We start from the raw sequence: 21,970 nt of genomic DNA, 5'->3' as shown, positions 1-21,970 counted from the left end.
ACGAGGCGCCTCTGGCGCCTCGTGCTTTTTCCCGTGACAGGATTCATCCATGTACCAGCTCGACGACCTGCTGCACCTCATGGCCCGGCTGCGCGATCCCCAGCACGGTTGCCCCTGGGACCTGCGCCAGGACTACGCCAGCATCGTGCCCCATACCCTTGAAGAGGCCTACGAAGTCGCCGACGCCATCGCCAAGCGGGACTTCCCGCAGCTGCGCGACGAACTGGGCGATCTGCTGTTCCAGGTGGTGTACTACAGCCAGCTGGGCCGCGAGGAGGGACGCTTCGACTTCGCCCAGGTGGTGGACGCCATCACCCGCAAGCTGGTGCGGCGCCATCCCCATGTCTTTCCCGATGGTGATCTGCACGGGCCGCTGGACCTGCCGCGGCTCGACGAGGCGACCATCAAGCGGCGCTGGGAAGAGATCAAGGCCGAGGAGCGCGCGGAGAAATCGGCGGCGCCCGAACAGCTGTCGCTGCTGGACGACGTACCGGCCGCGTTGCCGGCCCTGAGTCGCGCGGCCAAGCTGCAGAAGCGTGCCGCCACGGTCGGTTTCGACTGGGCCGATGCCACGCCGGTGGTGGCCAAGATCCAGGAGGAGCTGGACGAGGTGCGCGAGGCCATGGCCAGCGGCCAGGCCGCCCAGGTGGCGGAGGAGGTGGGCGATCTGCTGTTCGTCATGGTCAACCTGGCGCGCCACCTGCACGTCGATGCCGAAGACGCCCTGCGCCAGGCCAACGCCAAGTTCGAGCGGCGCTTCCGCTTCATCGAGGAGGCACTGCACGCCCAGGGCCGCGCGCCCCAGGACGCCAGCCTGGAAGAGCTGGATGCCCTCTGGGACGCCGCCAAGGTGGAAGAGAAGGGCAGCGTCGGGCATTCGTTGCAGCGGGGGTAGGCCGATGTCGCTGGCTTGATGGCCTGATCGCGGCCATGGGCCGCTCCTACGGGTGGGATGCTGACTGATCGCGATCTCGCCGGTGCCGAGGGAGAAGAGGTCTGCTCGAATAGCCCCCTCTCCCTTGGGGAGAGGGCTGGGGTGAGGGAACTCTTGGTACCAGGTCCCGGTGGAACAGGCTCCTACGGGCGGGATGCTGAATGATCACGATCTCGCCGGTGCCGAGAGAAAAGACAGTCTGCTCGCATAGCGCCCTCTCCCTCGGGGAGAGGGCTGGGGTGAGGGCAACTCTTGGTACCAGGTCCCGGTGGAAAAGGCTGCGCCGTTTTCCACGCTGCGGCGCTTTACTGATCACGATCACGATCACGATCACGATCACGATCACGATCTCGCCGGTGCCGAGGGAGAAGAGGTCTGCTCGGATAGCCCCCTCTCCCTTGGGGAGAGGGCTGGGGTGAGGGCAACCCGTGGTTCCAGGTCCCGGTGGAAAAGGCTGCGCCGTTTTCCACGCTACGGCGCTGCGGGCTTGCTGTGCGCTTATGACCCCAGGACGGTGGCGCCTGGAGGCATCCGGTTCCGGAGCGGTGGCCCTAGGGCATCCGTTCCCAGCCCGGCGAATGATCCGGCTGGTCGGCCAGGTGCGCCGGGCATTTGCCCTTGAGGTGCCAGGCGAAGGCGATGATTTCCGCCAGGGTGCGATAGAGCGCCTCGGGAATCTCCGAGCCGAGCTCCAGGCGGGCCAGGATGCGCACCAGGTCGGCGTTCTCGTAGATGGGCACCTCGTGCTCGCGCGCCGTGGCCAGGATGAGTTCGGCCAGTTCGGCATCACCTTTGGCGGAGAGGATGGGGGCGCTGCTGCCGTCGTAGGACAGGGCGATGGCCTGGCGGGGGGCGGGGGTGCTCATGCGGTTTCGTCGATCCAACGTTGTTCGAGGGAGGTCCGGGGATGGCGCGCCGGGCGGCCCTGGCGGCTGCTGAGGTCGCCGACCACGAAGCCGGCGGCCAGCAGGCGCTCGCGCAGATGGGGCAGTTCGGTGTCGATCAGCAGCGCGGTGGCGCCTTTTTCCGCCCAGAATTCGCTCGACAGCCGGCCGCTGGCGAGCTTGGCACGTACCTGCAGCGGACCGAGTGGCGCCAGGTCGAAGGCCAGTTCCACCTTCCACAGGCTCTCGCGGGTTTCACCCTGGGTATCCGGCGGCGGACGCTCCTCCTGGAAGCGCACCTGCACCGCGCCCAGCCGCTCGCCGTCGCGCCAGGGGATCTCGGTCTGCCAGGTCGACAGGTAGTAGCCATCCGGCAGCACCTGGGTCTGCGCCAGGCTGGCGAGCTGGTGGGTCTGCAGCCGGGCGATGACGCCGGTGGCCAGCTGCAGCAATTCGTCGAGTTCGGCATTGGCCGCGCTGAGGCTGCGCCCATCGCGTTCGCCCAGCGGAAAATCCAGGGCGGTGGGCTGACGACCGGTGTTGGCGCCGCCGCCCAGGGCTCGCCGCAGGGCATCGGGCAGGTTCTGCTGGGCGGTCTGGGCCGCCACCTGGGGATTGCGCAGCGCATCCTCCGGGAGGCTGGCCAGCAGGCGATCGACCAGGCGCAGCAGATTGGCCTTGAAGTCTTCCTGGAGGTCGGGGGCGTCGCGCTCCAGCAGTTGCTGCTCCAGTTGCAGTCCGCTATGAGCGAGGGCGCGGGTCCAGCCCTGCGGGGTAGTGAGTGCCTCGGTATCCGCCAGGTTGCCCAGCAGCGCCTTGAGCGCGGAGCTCACCGACGGCGGCAGATCCTGTTCGGGCACGGCGTCCTGCAGCCACTGCAGCAGGGCGTTCATCGACAGCTGTCGCTGGCCCTGGCCTTGCAGCTGGCGGTCGATATCCAGCTGGTCGAGGCGCTGCGCCATGGGCAGCACCGTGACTTCCTGGCTGTCCTTGATCACCACGGTGAGCAGGCTGCCCACCGGCACCGGGCGCGGCGACTCCAGCTGCAGCTGCCGACCTTCGAGGCTGGAGGTCAGGGCCTTGGCGACCACCGCGTAGGTGGGGGCGGTACCCCCTTGCTGCAGCTGGTTGCTCACCACCCGCAGTTGCAGGGTGGTGCCCACGGGCAGCTGGCGCAGGTCCAGTTGCTGCAAGGGCGGGGGCGCCGTCTCGCCATCCAGACTCTGCAACAGCACGGCCAGCTGGGTGGAGCCCAGGGTGCTCACCAGCAGCTGGCTGCCCACCGGCAGGCTGTTGGTCGGGCTCTGGGTGGTGAGCAGCACGCTGCCACCCTGGGCCAGCTGCAGTTGCAGCAGGAACTGGAAGCTCTGGCCGGCCGGCCGGGTGGCGAGCACCTCGGCGGTCGCCGTGGTACCGGGCGGAATGAGGTCGTCGAGGGATTGCAGGGCCTGCAGGATCTGCGCGCCGGCGTCCGCGGCCGACGCCGCCGCCCGGACGGGCAGGGTGGGCGTGACGCCGGGGCTGGGTTGGATCGCGGAGATGGAGGTCATCGAGCAGGTCCGGGAGAGTCGCCTGTGTATAATGACGCGCCTCTAGAGGCGTGTGCCGGGTTAACGGCCATTGCCGGATCGACTTTAGTGCCCGTGGAACCTCATGTCTTGAAACAGCCCCTGCTCGACGCCGTCGCGCTCCGTTGCGAACGGGGCGGCCGCCTGCTGTTCGACGGCCTGGACCTGAGCGTGCAGGCGGGCGAGCTGCTGCAGATCGGCGGGGTCAATGGCAGTGGCAAGACCAGCCTGCTGCGGATCCTGGCGGGACTGCTGCCGCACGACGCCGGTGAGATTCGCCGGCCCGTGGCGACCGAGCTGCTCTGGCTCGGACACGCCCCCGGCATCAGCGACGGACTGACCGTCCGGGAAAACCTCCATACCCTGGCGAGCCTGGGACGGCCAGCGACGACCGCGGCCTGTGCCGACGCCCTGGCGGCAGTCGGCCTGGCCGACTGGGCGGACGAACGCTGCGCCCAGCTGTCCGCCGGGCAGCGCCGCCGGGTCGCGCTGGCGCGCCTCTACCTGGCGGACGCGCCGCGGCTCTGGCTGCTGGACGAACCCTTCACCGCCCTGGACGCCGCGACCTGCCAGCACCTGGAGCAGCGGCTGCAGGCGCACTGCGCCCGGGGCGGCGCCGTGGTGCTGACCAGTCATCGCGAGCTGGACCGCGCGCCCGAGCGGCATCGCCGGCTGCCGCTGGACGGTGGCCGATGAGCGCCGCCTGCCTGGCCATCCTCGGCCGTGAATGGCGGCTGGCTTGCCGCCGCCCGGCGCAGTGGCTAACGCCGCTGGCCTTCCACGCCCTGGTGGTCACCCTGTTTCCCCTGGCCCTGGGGGCGGACAGCCGCCAGCTGGCCACCTTGGCCCCGGGCCTGCTATGGATCGCGCTGCTGCTGGCCTTGCTGCTGGGCCAGGAGGGGCTGTTCCGCAGCGACTGGCAGGACGGCTCCCTCGAACACTGGCTGCTGGCGCCCCAGCCGCTGGCGCTGCTGGTGCTGCTCAAGCTGCTGGTGCACTGGTGCTTCGCCGGCCTGGCGCTGGTGGCCCTGACGCCCGTGCTGGCGCTGATGCTCGGACTACCCGCGGCGGCCCTGCCGGCGATGCTGGTGGCGCTGGTGCTGGGCAGCCTGGCGTTGACCCTGCTCGGGGCCATAGGCGCGGCCCTCACCGTCGGCCTCGCCCGTGGCGGCCTGTTGCTGGCGCTGCTCAATCTGCCCTTGCAGATCCCCATCCTCATCCTCGGCACCCGCGCCGTGGACGCGGCCAGCCAGGGCTTGCCGGTGGCGGGGCTGCTGCTCTGGCTCGGCTGCCTGGCGCTGCTGGCCCTGACCCTGGCGCCCCTCGCGGTGGCCGCCGGCCTGCGCATCGGGGCCGCCCAATGACGAGAACGACATGAACTGGACCTGGCTGCATCGCCTGGGCTCGCCCGCCATCTTCTATCGCCTGGCCGGACGCCTGCAGCGCCCCTGCCTGGCGCTGGGCGGACTGCTGCTCGCCGTCGGCCTGGCCTGGGGGCTGTTCCTGGCGCCGCCGGACTACCAGCAGGGCGACAGCTTCCGCATCCTCTATGTGCATGTGCCGGCCGCCTTCCTGGCGCAATCCTGCTACCTGCTGCTGGCGGTCGCGGGCGCCGTGGGCCTGGTCTGGCGCCTCAAGCTGGCCGACGTGGCGCTGCGCGCGGCCGCGCCGCTCGGGGCCTGGATGACGGTGATCGCCCTGGTGACCGGCTCGCTGTGGGGGATACCCACCTGGGGGACTTGGTGGATCTGGGACGCGCGGCTCACCTCGATGCTGGTCCTGCTGTTCCTCTACCTGGGCGTCATCGCCCTGGGGCAGGCCATCGTCCAGCCAGACAGCGCGGCCCGTGCCTGTGCCTTGCTGGCCCTGGTCGGGTCGGTGAACCTGCCGATCATCAAGTATTCCGTCGAGTGGTGGAGCACCCTGCACCAGCCGGCCACCTTCAGCCTGGTGGCACGGCCGCCGATGCCGCCGGCCATGTGGCTGCCGCTGCTGGTCATGGTGCTGGGTTTCTATCTGTTCTTCGCCGCGCTGCTGTTGCAGCGGATGCGCCTGGAACTGCTGCGGCGCGAGTGGCGCAGTCGCTGGGTGCGGGCGGAGTTGGGCGAGGAGCGGCCATGAGCGGGATGGACTGGACCCAGGCCCTGAGCATGGGACGCTACGGACTCTATGTCTGGCCGGCCTTCGGCCTGAGCCTGGCGATCCTCGTCGGCCTGCTGCTGCACGGCCGGCTGGCACGCCGTCGCCTGGAGCGCGAGCTGCGCCAGCGCTGGCGACGGGAGCGGCGGCCATGAATCCGGTCCGGCGCCGGCGGTTGCTGTGGGTACTGCTGCTGCTGCTCGGGGTTGGCGGCGCCGCCGCGCTGGCCCTCAGCGCCTTGCAGCAGAACCTCAACCTCTTCTATACCCCGAGCCAGATCGCCCAGGGCGAAGCGCCCCGCGACACTCGCATCCGCGCCGGCGGCATGGTGGAAAAGGGCAGCCTGGTGCGCGCCGTGGATTCGCTCGCCGTGAGCTTCGTCATCACCGACTTCCAGCGTGAGGTGCGGGTAAGCTATGCCGGCATCCTGCCGGACCTGTTCCGCGAAGGGCAGGGGGTGGTGGCGCTGGGCCGCCTGGATGACCAGGGTCGGCTGGTGGCCGACCAGATCCTGGCCAAGCACGACGAGAAATACATGCCGCCCGAGGTGAGCCAGGCGCTGCGCCAGGCGGGGCGGCCGCTGGACGGCACGAGGCCGGCGCCATGATTCCTGAACTGGGGCAGCTCTGCCTGCTGCTGGCGCTGGCCATGGCCCTGGTCCAGGGCACGCTGCCGCTCCTCGGCGCCTGGCGCGGCCAGGCCGATTGGATGCGCCTGGCGCGACCGGCCGCCCTGGGCCAGTGCCTGTTCCTGGCGCTGGCCTTCGCGGCCCTGGTCTGGGCCTTCCTGCACGACGACTTCTCGGTGGCCTACGTGGCGGCCAACTCCAACAGCCGCCTGCCGTGGTACTACAAGGTCAGCGCCACCTGGGGCGCCCACGAGGGGTCGCTGCTGCTCTGGGCCTTGACCCTGTCGGCCTGGAGCCTGGCGGTGGCGGTCCGTTCCCGCCAGTTGCCCCAGGCGCTGCTCGCCCGGGTGCTGGGCATCCTCGGACTGGTGGCCCTGGGCTTCCTCACCTTCCTGGTCGCCACCTCCAATCCCTTCGCCCGCCTGCTGCCGCAATTCCCGCGCGAAGGCAACGATCTCAACCCCCTGCTGCAGGATCCGGGGTTGATCCTCCATCCGCCCATGCTCTACATGGGCTACGTCGGCTTCTCGGTGGCCTTCGCCTTCGCCCTGGCGGCCCTGCTGGAAGGGCGCCTGGACGCCGCCTGGGCCCGCTGGGCGCGGCCCTGGACGCTGCTGGCCTGGGCCTTCCTCGGCTGCGGCATCGTGCTGGGCTCCTGGTGGGCCTATTACGAACTGGGCTGGGGCGGCTGGTGGTTCTGGGACCCGGTGGAGAACGCCTCCTTCATGCCCTGGCTGGTGGGCACGGCGTTGCTGCACTCCCTGGCGGTGACTGAGAAACGGGGCCTGTTCAAGGGCTGGACGGTGCTGCTGGCCATCGCCGCCTTTTCCCTCAGCCTGCTGGGTACCTTCCTGGTGCGCTCGGGCGTGCTGACCTCGGTGCATGCCTTCGCCAGCGATCCGACCCGCGGCGTCTTCATCCTGGCCTTCCTGCTGCTGGTGGTGGGGGGCTCCCTGGCACTGTTCGCCTGGCGCGCCCCGGCTCTGGGTGGCGCGGCGTCCTTCGGCCTGGCCTCGCGCGAAGCGCTGCTGCTGATCAACAACCTGATCCTGGTGACCGCCGCCGCCACGGTGCTGCTGGGTACCCTCTATCCCCTGATCATCGATAGCCTCACCGGTGCCAAGCTGTCGGTCGGCCCACCGTATTTCGATCTGCTGTTCGTGCCCTTGATGGCGCTGTTGATGCTGGCCCTGGGCGTCGGGGTGCTGGTGCGCTGGAAGACCAGCCCGGGGCGTTGGCTGGCGAGGCTGCTGGCCCCGCTGCTGCTGGCCTGCGCGGCCCTGGCCGGACTCGCCGCGCTCTGGCTGGAGCAGCCCAGGGCGACGATCCTGGCGGTGCTGGCGCTGGCGGCCTGGGTCGTGCTGACCGCCTCGCGCGATGTGCTGGGCAAGGTCGCGACGCTGGGCTGGCGCCGGGGTCTGCGTAGCCAGCCGCGCAGCTACTGGGGCATGCAGCTGGCGCACCTGGGCCTGGCGCTACTGGCCCTCGGCGTGGTGCTGGCCAGCCAGCTGGACGTGCAGCGCGACGTGCGCCTGGCCCCGGGCGAACAGGTAGAACTGGGCGGCTATCGCTTCGGCTTCGCCGGGACCCAGCACTACGAGGGGCCGAACTTTACCGCCGAGCGTGCCCTGCTGCAGGTGGAGCGCGAGGGCCGGGTGGTGGCCTTGCTGACGCCGGAAAAGCGCCGCTACCTGGCCGGCGGCGCGGTGCTGACCGAGGCCGCCATCGACGCCGGCCTGACCCGCGATCTCTATGTAGCCCTGGGCGAACCGCTGGACGCGGGGGCCTGGGCGGTGCGGGTGCAGATCAAGCCCTTCGTCCGGCTGATCTGGCTCGGCGGCCTGCTCACCGCCCTGGGCGGCCTGCTGGCGCTGGCCGATCCACGGTATCGCCAGCGTCGGCGGGTGTCTCCTTCCTCCTCTGCGGAGTCGCTCTAGATGCGCCGTCGCCTGTTGCTCTGCCTGCCCCTGCTGGCCTTCCTCCTGCTGGCCGGCGTGCTCTATCGCGGCCTCCACCGCGATCCCCAGGTCCTGCCCTCGGCGCTGGTGGGACAGCCCTTTCCCGCCTTTTCCCTGCCGGGCGTTGCGGACGAGCGACTCTTGACCCGTCAGGACCTGCTCGGCCGGCCGGCGCTGGTCAATGTCTGGGGCACCTGGTGCGTGGCCTGCCGCGAAGAGCATACGCTGCTGAATCGACTCAAGGCCCAGGGTGTGGTCATCCACGGGGTCAACTACAAGGACGACAACGCCAGTGCCCGCCGCTGGCTGGCGGAATTCCACGATCCCTACCAGCTCGATATCCGCGATGACGACGGCCGGCTGGGCTTGGATCTGGGCGTCTACGGCGCGCCGGAGACCTTCCTGATCGATGCCCAGGGCGTGGTGCGCTACCGCCATGTCGGCGTGATCGACCAGCGCGTCTGGGCGGACGAGCTCGGGCCGCGCTACCGTGCCCTGGGGGTGGCGCCATGAAGGCCCGGTGGCTCGTCATCGCCCTGTTGCTGTGGTCGGCCCTGGCGGGGGCGGCCATCGACACCGCGGATTTTCGCGACGACGCCGAACGGGCGCGCTTCCAGGCCCTGACCCGCGAGTTGCGCTGTCCCAAATGCCAGAACCAGGACCTGGCCGACTCCAATGCGCCCATCGCCGGCGATCTGCGCCGGGAGATCCAGCGACAACTGGCGGCCGGGCGCAGCGACGAGCAGATCATTGCCTACCTGGAGCAGCGCTACGGCGAATTCATTCGCTATCGCCCGCCCTTCGAGGGGCGCACCCTGCTGCTCTGGCTGCTGCCGGGCGTGGGCCTGCTGGGCGGCGCCGGGGTGCTGGTCGCCCTGACCCGTCGGCGCCGCCCGGAACAGGGCTTGAGCGACGCCGAGCGGGCGCGGCTGGCCGCGCTGCAGGCAGAGGAGGAGCCCCGATGCTGACGTTCTGGGGGCTGGCCGGGCTGCTGCTGATCCTGGCGGCGCTGATCCTGCTGGTACCCCTGCTGCGCGGCGGACGGGTCGCGGCTGATGGGCGTGCGCTGCTCAATCGCGCGCTCTATGAGGAGCGCCTGGCCGAGGCCCGCGCCCGTGCCGAGCGGGGCGAGCTGGACGCCCCCGCCCTGGCGTTGGCCGAGGCCGCCGCGGCGCGCAGCCTGCTGGCCGACAGTCCGGTCGGCGCCGAGCTGCCCGCGCGGCGTGGCCTGCGGCTGGGGATCCTCGCCGTGCTCGTGGTACCCGCGCTCACCCTGGGTCTCTACCTGGCCCTGGGCGCCGGGCCGGCGGTGCAGCTGAGTCAGCGGCTCGCCGCGCCGCCGTCGTCACCCCAGGCGCTGCTGGCCGATCTACAGGCGGCGGTGCGCCTGCAGCCCCAGGCCGCCGACAACTGGTACCTGCTCGCGCGCGCCTATGCCGGGCTGGGGCGCTACCAGGACGCAATGGCGGCTTTCGAACAGGTGATCCAGCGCGACGGTCGGCGGCCGGAGGTGCTGGGCCAGCTGGCCCAGGCGCGCTTCTTCGCCGCCGGCCGCCGGCTGGATGCCGGGACCCAGGCCCTGGCCGACGAGGCGCTCGCCGCCAATCCTGGCGAGCCGACCACCCTGGGCCTGCTGGGCATGGCTGCCTACGAGCAGGGGCGCTATGCCTCGGCGGCTGGCTACTGGCAACGGCTGATGGCGGTCCTGCCACCGGCGGATCCGCTGCGACAGGCACTCGCCGAGGGTGTGGCGCGGGCCACGGCGGCCGCGCGGGCCGCGGGCCAGGCGGAGGTCGAACCAGGGCTGGAGGTGGCGGTCAGCCTGGCGCCGGCGGTGGCCCAGCGCGTACGGCCGGCGGACAGCGTCTTCGTCCTGGCGCTGGCGGCGGATGATGCCGGCCCGCCGCTGGCGGTCCGGCGCCTGAGCGTCGCCGACCTGCCGCAGCGGGTACGGCTGGACGACCGCGACGCCATGCTGCCCCAGCGCCGCCTGTCGGACCAGCGCCGGGTGCGCCCGGTGGTGGTCATCGCCCGCAGTGGCGATCCGCTCAAGGGCGAGTGGCGCCACGAAGGGCGTCCGCTCGACCTGCCATCTGCCACGCTCAGTCCGTTGCGCGTGGAAGCGGGTGATGCCATTGCGCCATGATGGCGTATTTCAGCGACAGCAAAGGGCAGGGAAGTCATGTACACCTACGAAGAGGCCGTCGCCGACACCCAGGCGCTCTGCGCCCGGATCGACGCCTATCCCGCGCAGCGGCGCGCGGTGCGCGAGGCCTTCTACCAGCGCTTCGGCGATACCGACAACGACGGCCTGAGCTACGGCGATTCGGAGCTGGCCTTCCTCGATTGGGAGATCCGCGCCGGAGTGCTGGATCCGCAGCACGGCAGCCGCTGGTGGCGCAACGTCAACCTGCACTTCATCTATCTGGCGGAATTGGCCGGTTGCCTGGCGCGCCATGGCTTGTCGGGTGAGCAGGCGCCCTATCCGACGCGCTGCTGGCTGACCTTCATCGCCGATCCCACGCCGCGCCACTGGTACCGGGCGCACAACGCCGCCATCCTCTCCGGTTTCGCCCAGCACGAAGAGGACGCCCGCGCCGAGAACGCGGTCGGCCAGCTGTTTCTCAACATCACCCTGTATCGGCTGATGTTCGCCCAGGCGCTGGTGGAGGAGGCGACGCTGTTCGCCGAGCTCGGTGCGCTACTGGCCGATCCGCGTGGCTTCTCGGTCAAGCTGCTGGTCAGCCTGGCCGATTTCTATCCGCCCCACTATCCGCTCGCCGACGCGGATCGCGCGGTGATCGAAGGCCATGGGCTGGGTATCGAAGAGCTGGGCGTGCGGCTCATGGACGGCTGGATCCGGCTCGAATTGCCCAGGCTGTATGCCGAGGCCGCCGGCTGGAACCAGGCGCCCGAACTGCTGGAGTACCTGGCCGGCGACGAACCGGCCTATCCGCCCGCCGTGGACCGCCGCGCCGAACGGGCAGCGGCCCAGGCGGTGGCGTCACTGGAAGGCGTCCTCGCCGGGCAGGACCTCGCCGTGGCCGAGGATGGCGCGGGCGGTCTGCAGGCCGGATAGGGTCGCCGACTCCACGCAGCCCATGTTGAAGCCGTTGTGGATCCAGTCCCCGGTCAGGTAGAGGTTGCGACAACGCGTGCCGTTGGTGGTCAGGCGCTGGCGGCTGCTGCCGGCCACGCTCTGCACGTAGCGCTCGCTGGGATCGACGTTGGCGCGCCAGTACTGGGCGTCGAACCGCGCCGGGCCCTGGGCGGCGGCGGGTGCCGTCAGGTAATCCCAGCGATAGCCCTGGGCGTCCAGCGCTTCCGGCCAGTAGTAGCGCAGCGTGCCGTTCATGAAGTCGAGGAAGTCGGTCCTCACCCGCGCCGCTTGCACCTGGGGATAGTCGTCGCGCTGGCCGACGGGGGGCGCGGCCGGTGCGGCGAACACGCCGCAGAAGTAGCTGATGTCGCGCGGCGGCGTACCGCTGGACCAGTCCTCGCGATCCACCAGGTAGCTGACGTTGGCCCAGGAATCCATGGCCTGGGCGGCGAAGCCCAGCAGCTCCGGCGCCTGGCCGCCCGGGGGTGAGCCGGTCCAGCCCAGCTGCCAGACGTCACGCTCCTGCCAGAGTTGCACCGCCTGGGTGGCTACGGTGGCCACCGCCTGGGTCATGCGGGCGAACGCCGGGTCCAGGGCGCACAGGCTGGGGGCGAGGGCGGCCAGGCCGGCCACGGAGATCCCCAGGACCACCTCGTCGAAGTCGCGGTCGACCTGCAGCTCCAGTTGTTCGACGCCCTGCCAGCCGCTCCAGCTGGACTCCAGGTTGATGTCGCCGTCCTGCAGGTCCTTGGCGATCTGGTCGTCGATCTGCTCGTACAGCGGCGCCGACGGCCAGCAGGGCAGGCCCTTGACGTCCACCAGCGGCTGGTAGGACGTGCCCTTGAGCGGCACTTGGCGCTGGATCTGCAGACGCGTCACCCGCGGGCCCTGGCCATCGTCGGCGGCTTCGATGCCGGTGACCTGGTGGAAAAAGCGGAAATCCACGCCGCGGCGGGCGAGTACCTCGTAGTAGGGCGCGAAGACCACGTCGCCCATGCCGGCCTGCATGCGCCAGATGAAGGAGCCCTTGGCCGTGGTCAGGGCCAGCAGGGCGGCGCGCAGCACGGTGCCGGCTTCGACGTCCGGCTGCGCCAGGTCGCCGTCACGATAGGCGAAGATGCCGCCGTGCAGGGACTTGACCACCGCGCCGTCGAGGGTCGCGGCGCTGGCCCCGTGGCGCGTCAGCCAGGCCAGGAAGGTTTCTTCGTTGAGCGCTTCGAAGCCCTTGGCGTAGACCTCGTCGGCGAGCAGGCCGATCAGCACCGTGAGACCGAAGTCCATCAGCAGCCAGAGCCGGTGGGCAGTGACGCTGCTCTGGCGGCGGCCCTGCAGCACCTTGGCCAGCAGCTCGCGGGCCTCGCGCAGCAGCCACAGCAGAACGGGATGATCGACGCCATCGGGCAGGGCGCTGCGGGCTTGCCGCAGATGCTGCTCCGCCTGGTCCAGGGCCAGTTCCTGCAGTTCTTCCCGGCAGTGCGCGCGCAGCCGGGCGAACAGCCCGCTGGGCGCGGCCGCGGGCGGACTGGCGTCCACTTCGCCCAGGCGCAGCAGCCATTCCAGCAGATCGCCGAGGGCGGTCATGAAGGGCTTGGGATTCCAGCCTTCGCCGGGCTTGCCGGGCAGCGCCAGGGTATCGATGGGCCAGGTGGTCCACTGGCCCTGGAAGTCGTCGGCGAAGGCGGTATGGGAGTGGGGGAAGAAGGCCTCGTCGAGGGTCGCCAGCGGAGCGCCGGCGGGGCGGTCCAGCTCCTCGTAGCACTGCCTCAGGCTATGGAAGGCGTTGTAGTAGAAGCCGAACCAGACATGGATACCGTGTTCCTCGATGCGCTGGTGGTCGGCGGCATTGCGGCCGCTGGCGCCCTTGCCCCCCAGGCGCCAGCCCTGCTGGTAGAGGGTGATCTGGTAGCGCTCCTGCCAGGCAGGCTCGCTGGTCAGGCGAAAGGCGGCGGTGATGGCGGACACGCCGCCGCCCAGGATGGCGATCTTGCGGACAGGAGGTACTGCTTCCATGCCTAAAGCTCCGAAGTGTGCAAATTCTTGCGCGAGTGGACGAATGCCAAGTGATGGCTAAGGTAATATCACTTTATCGAAAAGTTCCCTTGAGACTTTAGCAAGGCAACCCAAATAGTTGAGGTGCTGGTCCGGCGTGCCCGGTCAGCCGAGGATCGAGGCGAACGCGGTGTTGAGGATTCCTGGCTACAGCAGCACGACGCGGGTGAGTGAAAGCCGCCATGCCCTGATCTATCGCGGAACGCGCCTGGCCGATGGCCAGCCGGTGATCCTCAAGCTGCTGGCCGCCGACTATCCCACGCCCCAGGCCCTGGCCGGCCTGCGCCAGGAGTACGAACTGACCCGCCGCGCCAGTGCCAGCGGAGCGGTGAGCGCCGCGCTGGACCTGGTCGAGCACCAGGGACGCCAGGTGCTGGTGCTGGAGGATATCGGCGGCACCGACCTGGGCGAGTTGCTCGCCGCGGGTCCCCTGGCGCTGGACGCCTTCTTCGACTGGGCGCTGGCCATCGTGCGCGCCCTGGCGCGGCTGCACCGGCTGCGCATTGCCCACAACGACCTCAATCCGCGCAACATCGTCTGCAACTGCACCACCGGCAGCCTGCGTCTCACCGACCTGGGGATCGCCACCGTCTTCGGCGATGTCACCGGCGGCGAGGCCCGCCTCGAAGGCTCGCTGACCTACCTGGCGCCCGAGCAGAGCGGCCGCACCGGTCGCCACCAGGATTACCGCAGCGACTTCTATGCCCTGGGCGTGACCTTCTACGAGATGCTCTGCGGCGAGCCGCCCTTCAGCGCCCAGGATCCGCTCGAGCTGATGCACGCGCACCTGGCGATGCGCCCGCCGTCCCTGGTCGAGCGCGTACCGGCGGTGCCGCCCATGCTGGCCGCGCTGGTGGACAAGCTGATGGCCAAGGCCGCCGAGGAGCGCTACCAGGGCTGCTTCGGCATCCTGCGCGATCTCCAGCGTTGCCAGGCGGCCTACCAGGCCGGGGATGCGACGCCCTTCGTCCTGGGCGAGCAGGATCCCCCGGCACGCCTGATGCCGGTGCGCACCCTGCAGGGCCGGGGCAGTGCCTTGCGCCTGCTCGAAGAGGCGCTGGCCCGGGCGACCCTGGGCCGTATCGAAGCCGTCTTCGTCAGGGGCAGCTCCGGGGTGGGCAAGTCGGCGCTGGTCCAGGCCTTCGTCCGCCGCCAGGGCGAGCGGGTGATCATGGCCCACGGCAAGTTCGAGACCCTCGGCAGCGGCCTGCCCTACGGCGCGCTGCGCCAGGCCACGCGCGAGCTGGTCGAGATCGGCCAGACCCTCGGCGAGGCCTTCGTCGAGCGGGTGATTGGCGCGCTGGCGGGCAACGCCGGGGTCCTGACCGAGCTTTCGCCGGAACTCGCCAGCTGGCTCGGACCGCAGCCGCCGGTGGCCGAGTTGCCGCCGCTACAGGCCGAGCAGCGCTTCGACGACGCCCTGATCGCGCTGTTGCTGGCGTTCGCCGCGGACAGCCGTCCGCTGCTGCTCTGGCTGGACGACCTGCAGTGGGCCGACGCCGCTTCGCTGCGCTTGATCGAGCGCCTGCTCAGCCGCGCCGAACAGGCGCCCGTGCTGGTGGTGGCGACCCACCGCGAAGAGCAACTGGCCGGCAGCGGCCTGGAGCGGTTGCTCGGCGCCGCGCTGGTGCGCACCCTGGCGCTGGGGCCGCTGTCGCGGGCCGAGATCGAGCGGCTGATCGCCGAACTGCTGCCGGCGCCCGCCGCGGACCAGGCAGCCCTGGCTGGGCTGTGCCTGGACAAGACCCTCGGCAACCCCTTCTTCATCGAACAGCTGCTGCGCAGCCTGCAACAGGAAGGCCTGCTGGAGTTCGACGGCGAGAGCGGCCAGTGGCACTGGGAGCTGTCGCGGATCCAGGCGCTGGATGTCTATGACAACGTCGTCGACTTCATGGTCGACAAACTTCAGGACCTGCCGGCGCCGACCTCGCAGCTGCTGCAATGGGCGGCCTGCCTCGGCACCCGCTTCTCCAGCGACCGCCTCGCCGAGCTGATGGCGGAATCGCCCGCCGACGTGCGGCGCCGCTGCCAGGCGCTGGTCCAGGAAGGCCTGCTCACCGAGCCCGAGGGTGACCAGGCGGGGGAGTCCACACCCACCCGCTACAGCTTCCTGCACGACCAGGTGCGCCATGCCGCCCATTCGCTGCTGGCGCACGCCGAACGCGAGCGGGTCCACCTGCGGGCCGGCCAGCTGTATCTGGCCGATGGCAGCGGCGCGCGGCTGGAGGCGGTGAGTCATCTCAACCTGGCGCTGAACCTGCTCGAGACGCCCGCCGAGCGCCTGCAACTGCTGGAGCTCAACCTGGACGCCGCGCGCAGGGCGCGCCAGGCCAATGCCTATCCGGCGGCCCTGGACTTCCTGCGCACCGCCGTGGGCTTGATCGACGAGGCGGCTTGGGACGGGCGCCATGTGCTGCTGTTCCAGCTGTATCGGGAGTGGGCCGAAGTGGCCCATCTCTGTGGCGATGCCGGCGAGGCGCTGCGGATCTGCGAACTGCTGCTGCCGCGCGCCCGTACCACCTTCGAGGAAGCCGGCGTCCGTGCGCTGCAGATCGACCTCTACAGCGGCCTGGGTCGCTTCACCGAGGCGCTGACCGTGGCCAAGGCCGGCATCCAGGCGCTGGGCGAGCCCTGGCCGGAGGCGCCGGAGGACATCCACCAGGCCATCGGCGCCGACAGCCTGGAGGTCGAGGCCTGGCTCGCCGGGCGGACCCCGGCGGCGCTGCTCGACCTGCCGCGCATGGAGGATCCGCGCGCGCAACTGCTGATCCGCCTGCTCGGCCTGCTCTGGGGCCCGGCGATCAACGTCGACCTGCCCATGAGCCTGCTGGCGGTGATGCGCATCGTCAAGCTGTCGATCCAGTACGGCAACGGCGACCTCTCACCCTTCGGCTATGCCAACTATGGCTCGCTGCTCTCGGCCTTCCACGGTCGCTACGAACTGGGCTACCAGGTCGGGCGCCTGGCCGTCGACCTGGTCGACCGCACCGGCAATCTGCCGCTCAAGTGCAAGGTCTACACCATGTTCGCGGTGACCAACAGCCCCTGGTCGAGCCCCATCGGCGACAACGTCGCCCTGCTGCGCGAGGCCCTGGCGGCGGGCCAGCGCACCGGCGAGATCATCTTCACCGCCTACAGCGCCTTCCACATCCTCAAGCACCTGCAGCACGCCGGGGCGGCGCTGGACGACATCCTCGCCGAGACCGGTGAGATCGAGCGGATCCTGCTGGGTATCGGCGATCCCAACACCCTGGAGATCTTCACCATCCTCCGCCAGTCGCTGCGCCTGCTGCAGGGCCTCACGCCCAGCCAGGAGACCTGGGACGAGGAGGGCCAGGACGAAGCGGCCTTGGTGCGGCAGATGCAGGACAGCGGCCATGTGCTCTGTCTGAACTACTACGACTTCAACAAGATGCAGGCGGCCCTGCTGTTCCGCCGGCTGCCCCAGGCGCGGCAGCATGCCGAGGCCATGGAAGCGTCCCTGGCTGCGACCTTCGGCTGGTTCAGCATCGCCGAACATGCCTTCTACCAGGCGCTGATCCTGCTCGCCGAGGGCGAGCTGACCGGCGAGCCGCTGGCCAAGGTGCAGACCGCCCGCGAGCGTCTGGCCGGCTGGGCCGCGCAGTGCCCGGAAAACTTCGCCCACAAGCGCGACCTGGTGGATGCCGAACTGGCCCGCCGCGAGGGTCGCGTCGAGGCCGCCATGGATCTCTACGAGCAGGCCCTGGGGTCGGCGCGGCAGCATGGCTTCCGCCAGGGCGCGGCCCTGGCCGAAGAACTCTATGGCCGTTTCTGGCTGGAGCAGGAGCGCCCGCGGATCGCCCGTACCTACCTGCAGGACGCCCAGCGCAGCTATCTGCACTGGGGCGCGACGGCCAAGGCCCAGGCCCTGGAAAACGAATTCCCGCACTGGCTGCGCGCGGCCGAGACCAGTGCCCTGACGGTGCAGCGCACCCAGGGCCAGTCCACCAGCGAGATGATGCGGCTGGACTGGCTGTCGGTGCTCAAGTCGCTGCAGACCATTTCCAACGAACTGGCGCTGGATCAGCTGCTGGTGCGGATGATGCGCATCATCCTGGAGGAAGGCGGCGCCCAGCATGGCTTGCTGCTGCTGCCCGAGGGCGGTCGCTGGCTGGTGCAGGCCTCGGTCTCCAGTGGCGCGGTCGAGCCCCAGGTACTGCAGGGCCTGCCGCTGGCCATGAACGAGCAGGAGGCCGGCGAAGGTCTGGTGCCCCTGACCCTGGTGGCCCATGTCATCCACCACCGTGAGGCGGTGATTCTCGACGATGCCGCTCGTACTGGCCGCTTCGTCCGCGATGCCTACATCCGCGCACGCCGCCCGCGCTCCGTCTGCTGCCTGCCGGTGCTGCGGCAAGGGCGCCTGATCGGCATCCTCTACCTGGAGAACAACCTGCTGGCACAGGCCTTCACGCCCGGTCGACTGCAGGTGCTGAACATCCTGGCCACCCAGGCGGCGATTTCCCTGGAGCACGCGCAGATCTACGAAACCCTGGAACAGCGCGTCGGTGAACGGACCCGCGAGCTGGACCAGGCGCGCATTCGCGCCGAGGAAGCGGCAGCGGCCAAGTCGCTGTTCCTGGCGACCATGAGCCACGAGATCCGCACGCCGCTCAATGCCGTGATCGGCCTCAGCCGCCTGACCCTGGGCACCCGGCTCTCCGGCGAGCAGCGCGGCCACGTCGGCAAGATCCTCGACTCCGGCGAGACCCTGCTGGGCGTGATCAACGATGTCCTCGACTATTCGCGCAACGAAGCCGGCGGTACCCAGCTCGAACAACTCGGCTTCAACCTGGCCAAGGTCCTCGAACGCACCCTCAACCTCTGCGCCCTCAAGGCCCATGAGAAGGGCGTGGAACTGGTCCTGGATTGCGGACCGGATATTCCCCTGGCGCTGGAAGGCGATCCGTTGCGGCTGCAGCAGGTGCTGGTCAATCTGCTGAGCAACGCCGTCAAGTTCACCGAGCGCGGCCATGTGCTGATCCGCGTCGGAGCGGTCTGCGAGGGTGGCCAGGCGCATTTCAGCCTGGCGGTCGAAGACACCGGTATCGGCCTGACCGAGGCGCAGCAGGCGCAACTCTTCCAGCCCTTCACCCAGGCGGACGGCTCGATTAGCCGCCGCTATGGCGGGACCGGACTGGGACTGGCGATCTCGCGCCAGCTCACCGAACTCATGGGCGGCACCCTGGACGTCCACAGCGAGGCGGGACGTGGCTCCTGCTTCACCCTGCGGCTGACGCTGCCGGTGGTGGGCGAGGCGGAGCGACTGCCCAGCCAGACGCCGCGGCAGGTGCTGCTGGTGGACGACCACGGGCTGGCCCGGCGGACCCTGGGCCAGCGCCTGCGCGAGCTGGGCATGCAGGTGGTGGAGGCGGAATCCAGCGGGCAGGCGCTGGCGGCCATGGCCACGGCCACGGAGGCCTTCGAACTGGCCATCGTCGACTGGCGGCTGGGCGCCGAGGATGGCCTGGCCTTGGCGCGCAGTCTGCGCGAGCGCCAGCCCGAGCTGGCGCTGACGCTGCTGGCGTCACCCTACGAGGCGGAAGAGGTCCGCAGCCTGGGCGAGGATCTCGGCGCGCTGGAACTGCTGGAGAAGCCGGTCACCGGTCCCGCGCTGCAGCGGTTGCTGGCCGGCCTCGGCCTGGCGCCCGAGGTGATGCCGACCGTAGGGCAGAGTGTGGTGGACCTGCAGGGCATTCGCCTGCTGCTGGTGGACGACAATGCCATCAACCGCCAGGTGGTCATCGGCTTCCTGCAGGGCAGTGGCGTGCTCATCGACGTGGCCGAGGACGGCCGGGCGGCCCTGGATCGGCTTGAACGCGAGCATTACGACCTGGTGCTGATGGACGTGCACATGCCGCGCCTGGACGGTCTGACGGCCACCCGTGAGCTGCGTACCCGGCCGGCGCTGGCCCAGCTGCCGGTGATCGCCATGACCGCCAACGGCCTGCCGGGCGATCGCGAGCGCTGCCTGGACGCCGGCATGAGCGACCATCTGGTGAAGCCGCTCGACCCTGCCGAGCTGTTCCGCATCATCGCCGCCTGGGCCAATCTCGAGCAGCTGCAGCGCGCCGAGCGCAAGGCGGTGGAGGAGATCCCCGAGGTCAAGGCCATCGGGGTGCTGGCGCGCGCGCGGGCCAGTGCCGTGCTGGAACCCGAATCGGCGCTGCGCCTGCTGCGCGGCAGCGCCGAGCTCTATGAGCAACTGATGCGCGATTTCCGCGTGCAGCAGGCCGAATTGCCGGGGCGCATCACCGCCTGGCGCGCCGCGGACGATGTCACCGCGCTGTTCGAATGCGCCCATGGGCTGCAGGCCACCGCGGCCTACGTCGGCGCCATCGGCCTGCAGGAGGCGGCCCAGCGGCTGACCACTCGCATCCGCCTGGCGCAGCCCATCGGCGATGAGGTCCGGCGCCTGCACGCCGAGGCGGAGCGCTGCCTGGCGACCCTCGACGAGATCCTGGCCGACGTGGCCGGCGGCGAGGAGACCTCGGTGGCAGAGCTGGAAGGCCTGCTCGAACGCCTGGTCGCGCTGCTGCAGACCTCGGATTTCGCCGCCGAGGAGGTACTCGACACCCTGCTGCGCGCCTGTGTCAGTACCCCTCACAGCGCCGACGTGGTTCGGATCAGGGAGTGGGTGAACGAGGTCGAGTTCGAGCACGCCGCTGACGCCACCGTCGATCTGTTGCGGCGGGTGCGGCAGGCTGGAACGCGGTCGGGATAGCCGCCGATGGAGGGGCACCGTCCCGACCTGCCGTTGATCCTCGTCGTCGACGACCAGAAGAGCAACCTGCGGGTCCTCGCCGATCTGTTGCGCGACGAGGCGCGCATCATGCTGGCCAAGAGCGGCGTGCAGGCGCTGACCAAGGCCGCCCGCGAGCATCCCGATCTCATCCTGCTGGACGTGGTCATGCCCGGCATCGACGGCCTGCAGCTGATCCAGTTGTTCAAGCGGCGCGCCGAAACCAGCGCCATTCCGGTGATCTTCATCACCGCGGCCAACGACCTGCATCGCGAGGTCGAATGTTTCGAGCTGGGCGCCAGCGACTTCATCCAGAAGCCCTTCAATCCGCTCGCGGTGCTGGCGCGGGTAAGGCTGCACCTGCAGCTGGCCCGGCAGCGGCGCCTGCTCGAAGAGCTGGCGCACATGGATCCGTTGACCGCAGTGGGCAATCGTCGGCGTTTCGACGAGCAACTGGCCATCGAGTGGCAGCTGGCGGTCAGCCGTCGTGGTCCCCTCGCCATCGCCATGCTGGATATCGACTACTTCAAGCAGTACAACGATACCCATGGCCACGGCGCGGGCGACCAGGCCCTGGCACGGGTGGCCCAGGTACTGGAACAGCGCATCCGCGAGCGGGACTGCCTGGCGCGCTACGGCGGCGAGGAATTCGTGCTGTTGCTGCCTGGGGCCTCGCGGGCCGCGGCGGAAGCGGTCCTGGAGCGCTGCCGGCAGGGCATCGCTGAACTCCGCATCGCCCATCCGCTGGCGGAGGATCGCCTCTGGCTCACCATGAGCATGGGCCTGGCCTGTTGTCAACCGACCCCCGAGCAGACCGCGGAAGGCCTGCTCAAGGCGGCCGATCAGTTGCTCTACCAGGCCAAGGCGGAAGGCCGTAACCGGCTGGTCAGCCGCAGCTTCTAGCCGCGCCGGCCGCCGGCTCAGGCGCCCTTGGTGCCGCCCTGCAGCAGGTGGACCCGGTTGCGGCCCTCGGCCTTGGCGCGATACAGCGCCTGGTCGGTGGACTCGATGAAGGCCTCGTGGTCGTCGTTGCTCTGCGGCTGGATGCTGCCGACACCGATGGAAATGGTGACGAAGCCCAGGTCGCTGCCGGAATGGGCCACCTGCAGGCGCTCGACGCCGGCGCGGCAGGCTTCGGCGACCTTGAGCGCGCCCTCGGCATCGGTCTCCGGCAACACCATGGCGAATTCCTCGCCGCCATAGCGAGCCACCAGGTCTGCCGGGCGCTTGAGCTGCTCGGTCAGCACCGCGGCGACCTTCTTCAGGCAGAGATCGCCACTGAGGTGGCCGTAGGTGTCGTTGTAGCGCTTGAAGTGGTCGACGTCGCACAGCAGCAGCGCCAGCGGCTGGCGATTGCGCCGGGCCCGCAGCCATTCGCCTTCGTAGGTCTGGTCGAAATGGCGCCGGTTGTTGATCCCCGTCAGGCTGTCGATGGCCACCAGCTTCTGCAGCTGGATGTTGGCTTCGGCGAGCTGCCGCTGGCTTTCGCGCAGGAAGCGGAAGGCCTCGTCGCGCTGGGCGCGCAGGACATAGGCCTCGGAGTGATAGCGCACCCGCGCCAGCAACTCCAGCTTGTCGGGCAGCTTGACCAGGTAGTCGTTGGCGCCGGTGGCGAAGCTCTGCGCCTTGACCTGGGGGTCTTCCTTGGAGGAGAGCACCACGATGGGGACGTCGCGCAGGGTCGGTTCGGCGCGGAAGCGGCGCACCGTCTCCAGGCCGTCGATCTCGGGCATGATCAGGTCCTGCAACACCACGGTGGGCTTGAGTTGCTGGGCCATGATGACCGCCTGGTGCGCATCCAGGCAGTAATGCAGCTCGATGTCGGGCTGATCCGCGATCATCCGCCGCAAGGCTTCGATGATGATCAGCTGATCGTCCACCAGCAGCAGGCGCACCTTGGGTGCGGTCAGGCTGTCCAGGGCGCCGCCCTCGTTCGTGGCCATTACTGCG

At 70.0% G+C, this 21,970-nt stretch carries 17 protein-coding genes; 13 read left to right on the top strand and 4 right to left on the bottom strand.

Annotation, left to right across the window (positions count from 1 at the left end; all coding sequences use genetic code 11):
• Positions 1 to 49 precede the first annotated feature (49 nt).
• Positions 50 to 895, top strand: coding sequence for a nucleoside triphosphate pyrophosphohydrolase (gene mazG, locus FSV73_RS17205; protein WP_145009058.1), 846 nt, complete (start codon positions 50 to 52; stop codon positions 893 to 895).
• A gap of 590 nt (positions 896 to 1,485) precedes the next feature.
• On the opposite strand, the gene FSV73_RS17200 is transcribed toward mazG, so the two are convergent.
• Positions 1,486 to 1,800, bottom strand: a complete 315-nt coding sequence (locus FSV73_RS17200; RefSeq protein ID WP_058785280.1) for an EscU/YscU/HrcU family type III secretion system export apparatus switch protein — start codon at positions 1,798 to 1,800, stop codon at positions 1,486 to 1,488.
• Positions 1,797 to 3,368 (bottom strand): flagellar hook-length control protein FliK, encoded by a 1,572-nt coding sequence (locus tag FSV73_RS17195; protein WP_145009057.1) that lies wholly within the window; start codon positions 3,366 to 3,368, stop codon positions 1,797 to 1,799. The genes FSV73_RS17200 and FSV73_RS17195 overlap by 4 nt, the downstream gene beginning before the upstream one ends.
• Positions 3,369 to 3,476: 108 nt before the next feature.
• On the opposite strand from FSV73_RS17195, the gene ccmA reads away from it, so the two are divergent.
• Genes ccmA through FSV73_RS17145 form a run of 10 tightly spaced genes read left to right on the top strand, consistent with a single transcriptional unit; the run spans position 3,477 to position 11,190 of the window.
• On the top strand, positions 3,477 to 4,082 hold the full coding sequence (gene ccmA / locus FSV73_RS17190; RefSeq protein WP_145009056.1) for a cytochrome c biogenesis heme-transporting ATPase CcmA: 606 nt from the start codon (positions 3,477 to 3,479) through the stop codon (positions 4,080 to 4,082).
• Complete coding sequence (gene ccmB / locus FSV73_RS17185; protein WP_145009055.1) at positions 4,079 to 4,750, top strand: heme exporter protein CcmB; 672 nt, start codon at positions 4,079 to 4,081, stop codon at positions 4,748 to 4,750. The genes ccmA and ccmB overlap by 4 nt, the downstream gene beginning before the upstream one ends.
• Positions 4,751 to 4,760: 10 nt before the next feature.
• Positions 4,761 to 5,507, top strand: coding sequence for a heme ABC transporter permease (locus tag FSV73_RS17180; protein WP_145009054.1), 747 nt, complete (start codon positions 4,761 to 4,763; stop codon positions 5,505 to 5,507).
• Positions 5,504 to 5,680, top strand: coding sequence for a heme exporter protein CcmD (ccmD, locus tag FSV73_RS17175; protein ID WP_145009053.1), 177 nt, complete (start codon positions 5,504 to 5,506; stop codon positions 5,678 to 5,680). Before FSV73_RS17180 ends, ccmD begins: the two co-directional genes overlap by 4 nt.
• Positions 5,677 to 6,132 carry a cytochrome c maturation protein CcmE gene (ccmE, locus tag FSV73_RS17170; RefSeq protein WP_145009052.1) on the top strand — a complete coding sequence of 152 codons (456 nt, stop codon included), beginning with the start codon at positions 5,677 to 5,679 and terminating at the stop codon, positions 6,130 to 6,132. The genes ccmD and ccmE overlap by 4 nt, the downstream gene beginning before the upstream one ends.
• On the top strand, positions 6,129 to 8,090 hold the full coding sequence (locus tag FSV73_RS17165) for a heme lyase CcmF/NrfE family subunit (protein WP_145009051.1): 1,962 nt from the start codon (positions 6,129 to 6,131) through the stop codon (positions 8,088 to 8,090). The genes ccmE and FSV73_RS17165 overlap by 4 nt, the downstream gene beginning before the upstream one ends.
• Positions 8,091 to 8,624, top strand: coding sequence for a DsbE family thiol:disulfide interchange protein (locus FSV73_RS17160; RefSeq protein ID WP_145009050.1), 534 nt, complete (start codon positions 8,091 to 8,093; stop codon positions 8,622 to 8,624).
• Positions 8,621 to 9,079 (top strand): cytochrome c-type biogenesis protein, encoded by a 459-nt coding sequence (locus tag FSV73_RS17155; protein WP_145009049.1) that lies wholly within the window; start codon positions 8,621 to 8,623, stop codon positions 9,077 to 9,079. The genes FSV73_RS17160 and FSV73_RS17155 overlap by 4 nt, the downstream gene beginning before the upstream one ends.
• The gene (ccmI, locus tag FSV73_RS17150; protein ID WP_145009048.1) at positions 9,073 to 10,257 is read left to right on the top strand and encodes a c-type cytochrome biogenesis protein CcmI; all 1,185 of its coding nucleotides are present in this window, start codon (positions 9,073 to 9,075) and stop codon (positions 10,255 to 10,257) included. The genes FSV73_RS17155 and ccmI overlap by 7 nt, the downstream gene beginning before the upstream one ends.
• Positions 10,258 to 10,293: 36 nt before the next feature.
• On the top strand, positions 10,294 to 11,190 hold the full coding sequence (locus tag FSV73_RS17145; RefSeq protein WP_145009047.1) for a hypothetical protein: 897 nt from the start codon (positions 10,294 to 10,296) through the stop codon (positions 11,188 to 11,190).
• Here the strand turns inward: FSV73_RS17145 and FSV73_RS17140 are convergent.
• Positions 11,116 to 13,221, bottom strand: coding sequence for an NAD(P)/FAD-dependent oxidoreductase (locus FSV73_RS17140; RefSeq protein ID WP_145009046.1), 2,106 nt, complete (start codon positions 13,219 to 13,221; stop codon positions 11,116 to 11,118). The genes FSV73_RS17145 and FSV73_RS17140 overlap by 75 nt on opposite strands.
• 169 nt (positions 13,222 to 13,390) lie before the next feature.
• On the opposite strand from FSV73_RS17140, the gene FSV73_RS17135 reads away from it, so the two are divergent.
• Together FSV73_RS17135 and FSV73_RS17130 are read left to right on the top strand one after the other, a co-directional pair.
• Complete coding sequence (locus FSV73_RS17135; RefSeq protein WP_145009045.1) at positions 13,391 to 20,002, top strand: response regulator; 6,612 nt, start codon at positions 13,391 to 13,393, stop codon at positions 20,000 to 20,002.
• Positions 20,003 to 20,008: 6 nt separating this feature from the next.
• Positions 20,009 to 20,923: a diguanylate cyclase domain-containing protein gene (locus FSV73_RS17130; protein ID WP_145009044.1), complete on the top strand. Its 915-nt coding sequence runs from the start codon at positions 20,009 to 20,011 to the stop codon at positions 20,921 to 20,923.
• 17 nt (positions 20,924 to 20,940) lie between these two features.
• On the opposite strand, the gene FSV73_RS17125 is transcribed toward FSV73_RS17130, so the two are convergent.
• Positions 20,941 to 21,963, bottom strand: coding sequence for a GGDEF domain-containing response regulator (locus tag FSV73_RS17125; RefSeq protein WP_145009043.1), 1,023 nt, complete (start codon positions 21,961 to 21,963; stop codon positions 20,941 to 20,943).
• Positions 21,964 to 21,970: the final 7 nt, after the last annotated feature.

It is taken from the genome of Pseudomonas oryzihabitans (assembly GCF_007665395.1).
Lineage (GTDB): Bacteria > Pseudomonadota > Gammaproteobacteria > Pseudomonadales > Pseudomonadaceae > Chryseomonas > Chryseomonas psychrotolerans_C.
This window is presented reverse-complemented; position numbering and strand designations above follow the sequence as displayed.

What these genes read in the sequence shown, in the direction of transcription:
- mazG (WP_145009058.1), top strand. Translation starts at nt 50, where the DNA reads ATGTACCAGCTCGACGACCTGCTGCACCTCATGGCCCGGCTGCGCGAT.
- FSV73_RS17200 (WP_058785280.1), bottom strand. Translation starts at nt 1,800, where the DNA reads ATGAGCACCCCCGCCCCCCGCCAGGCCATCGCCCTGTCCTACGACGGC.
- FSV73_RS17195 (WP_145009057.1), bottom strand. Translation starts at nt 3,368, where the DNA reads ATGACCTCCATCTCCGCGATCCAACCCAGCCCCGGCGTCACGCCCACC.
- ccmB (WP_145009055.1), top strand. Translation starts at nt 4,079, where the DNA reads ATGAGCGCCGCCTGCCTGGCCATCCTCGGCCGTGAATGGCGGCTGGCT.
- FSV73_RS17180 (WP_145009054.1), top strand. Translation starts at nt 4,761, where the DNA reads ATGAACTGGACCTGGCTGCATCGCCTGGGCTCGCCCGCCATCTTCTAT.
- ccmD (WP_145009053.1), top strand. Translation starts at nt 5,504, where the DNA reads ATGAGCGGGATGGACTGGACCCAGGCCCTGAGCATGGGACGCTACGGA.
- ccmE (WP_145009052.1), top strand. Translation starts at nt 5,677, where the DNA reads ATGAATCCGGTCCGGCGCCGGCGGTTGCTGTGGGTACTGCTGCTGCTG.
- FSV73_RS17165 (WP_145009051.1), top strand. Translation starts at nt 6,129, where the DNA reads ATGATTCCTGAACTGGGGCAGCTCTGCCTGCTGCTGGCGCTGGCCATG.
- FSV73_RS17160 (WP_145009050.1), top strand. Translation starts at nt 8,091, where the DNA reads ATGCGCCGTCGCCTGTTGCTCTGCCTGCCCCTGCTGGCCTTCCTCCTG.
- FSV73_RS17155 (WP_145009049.1), top strand. Translation starts at nt 8,621, where the DNA reads ATGAAGGCCCGGTGGCTCGTCATCGCCCTGTTGCTGTGGTCGGCCCTG.
- ccmI (WP_145009048.1), top strand. Translation starts at nt 9,073, where the DNA reads ATGCTGACGTTCTGGGGGCTGGCCGGGCTGCTGCTGATCCTGGCGGCG.
- FSV73_RS17145 (WP_145009047.1), top strand. Translation starts at nt 10,294, where the DNA reads ATGTACACCTACGAAGAGGCCGTCGCCGACACCCAGGCGCTCTGCGCC.
- FSV73_RS17140 (WP_145009046.1), bottom strand. Translation starts at nt 13,221, where the DNA reads ATGGAAGCAGTACCTCCTGTCCGCAAGATCGCCATCCTGGGCGGCGGC.
- FSV73_RS17130 (WP_145009044.1), top strand. Translation starts at nt 20,009, where the DNA reads ATGGAGGGGCACCGTCCCGACCTGCCGTTGATCCTCGTCGTCGACGAC.
- FSV73_RS17125 (WP_145009043.1), bottom strand. Translation starts at nt 21,963, where the DNA reads ATGGCCACGAACGAGGGCGGCGCCCTGGACAGCCTGACCGCACCCAAG.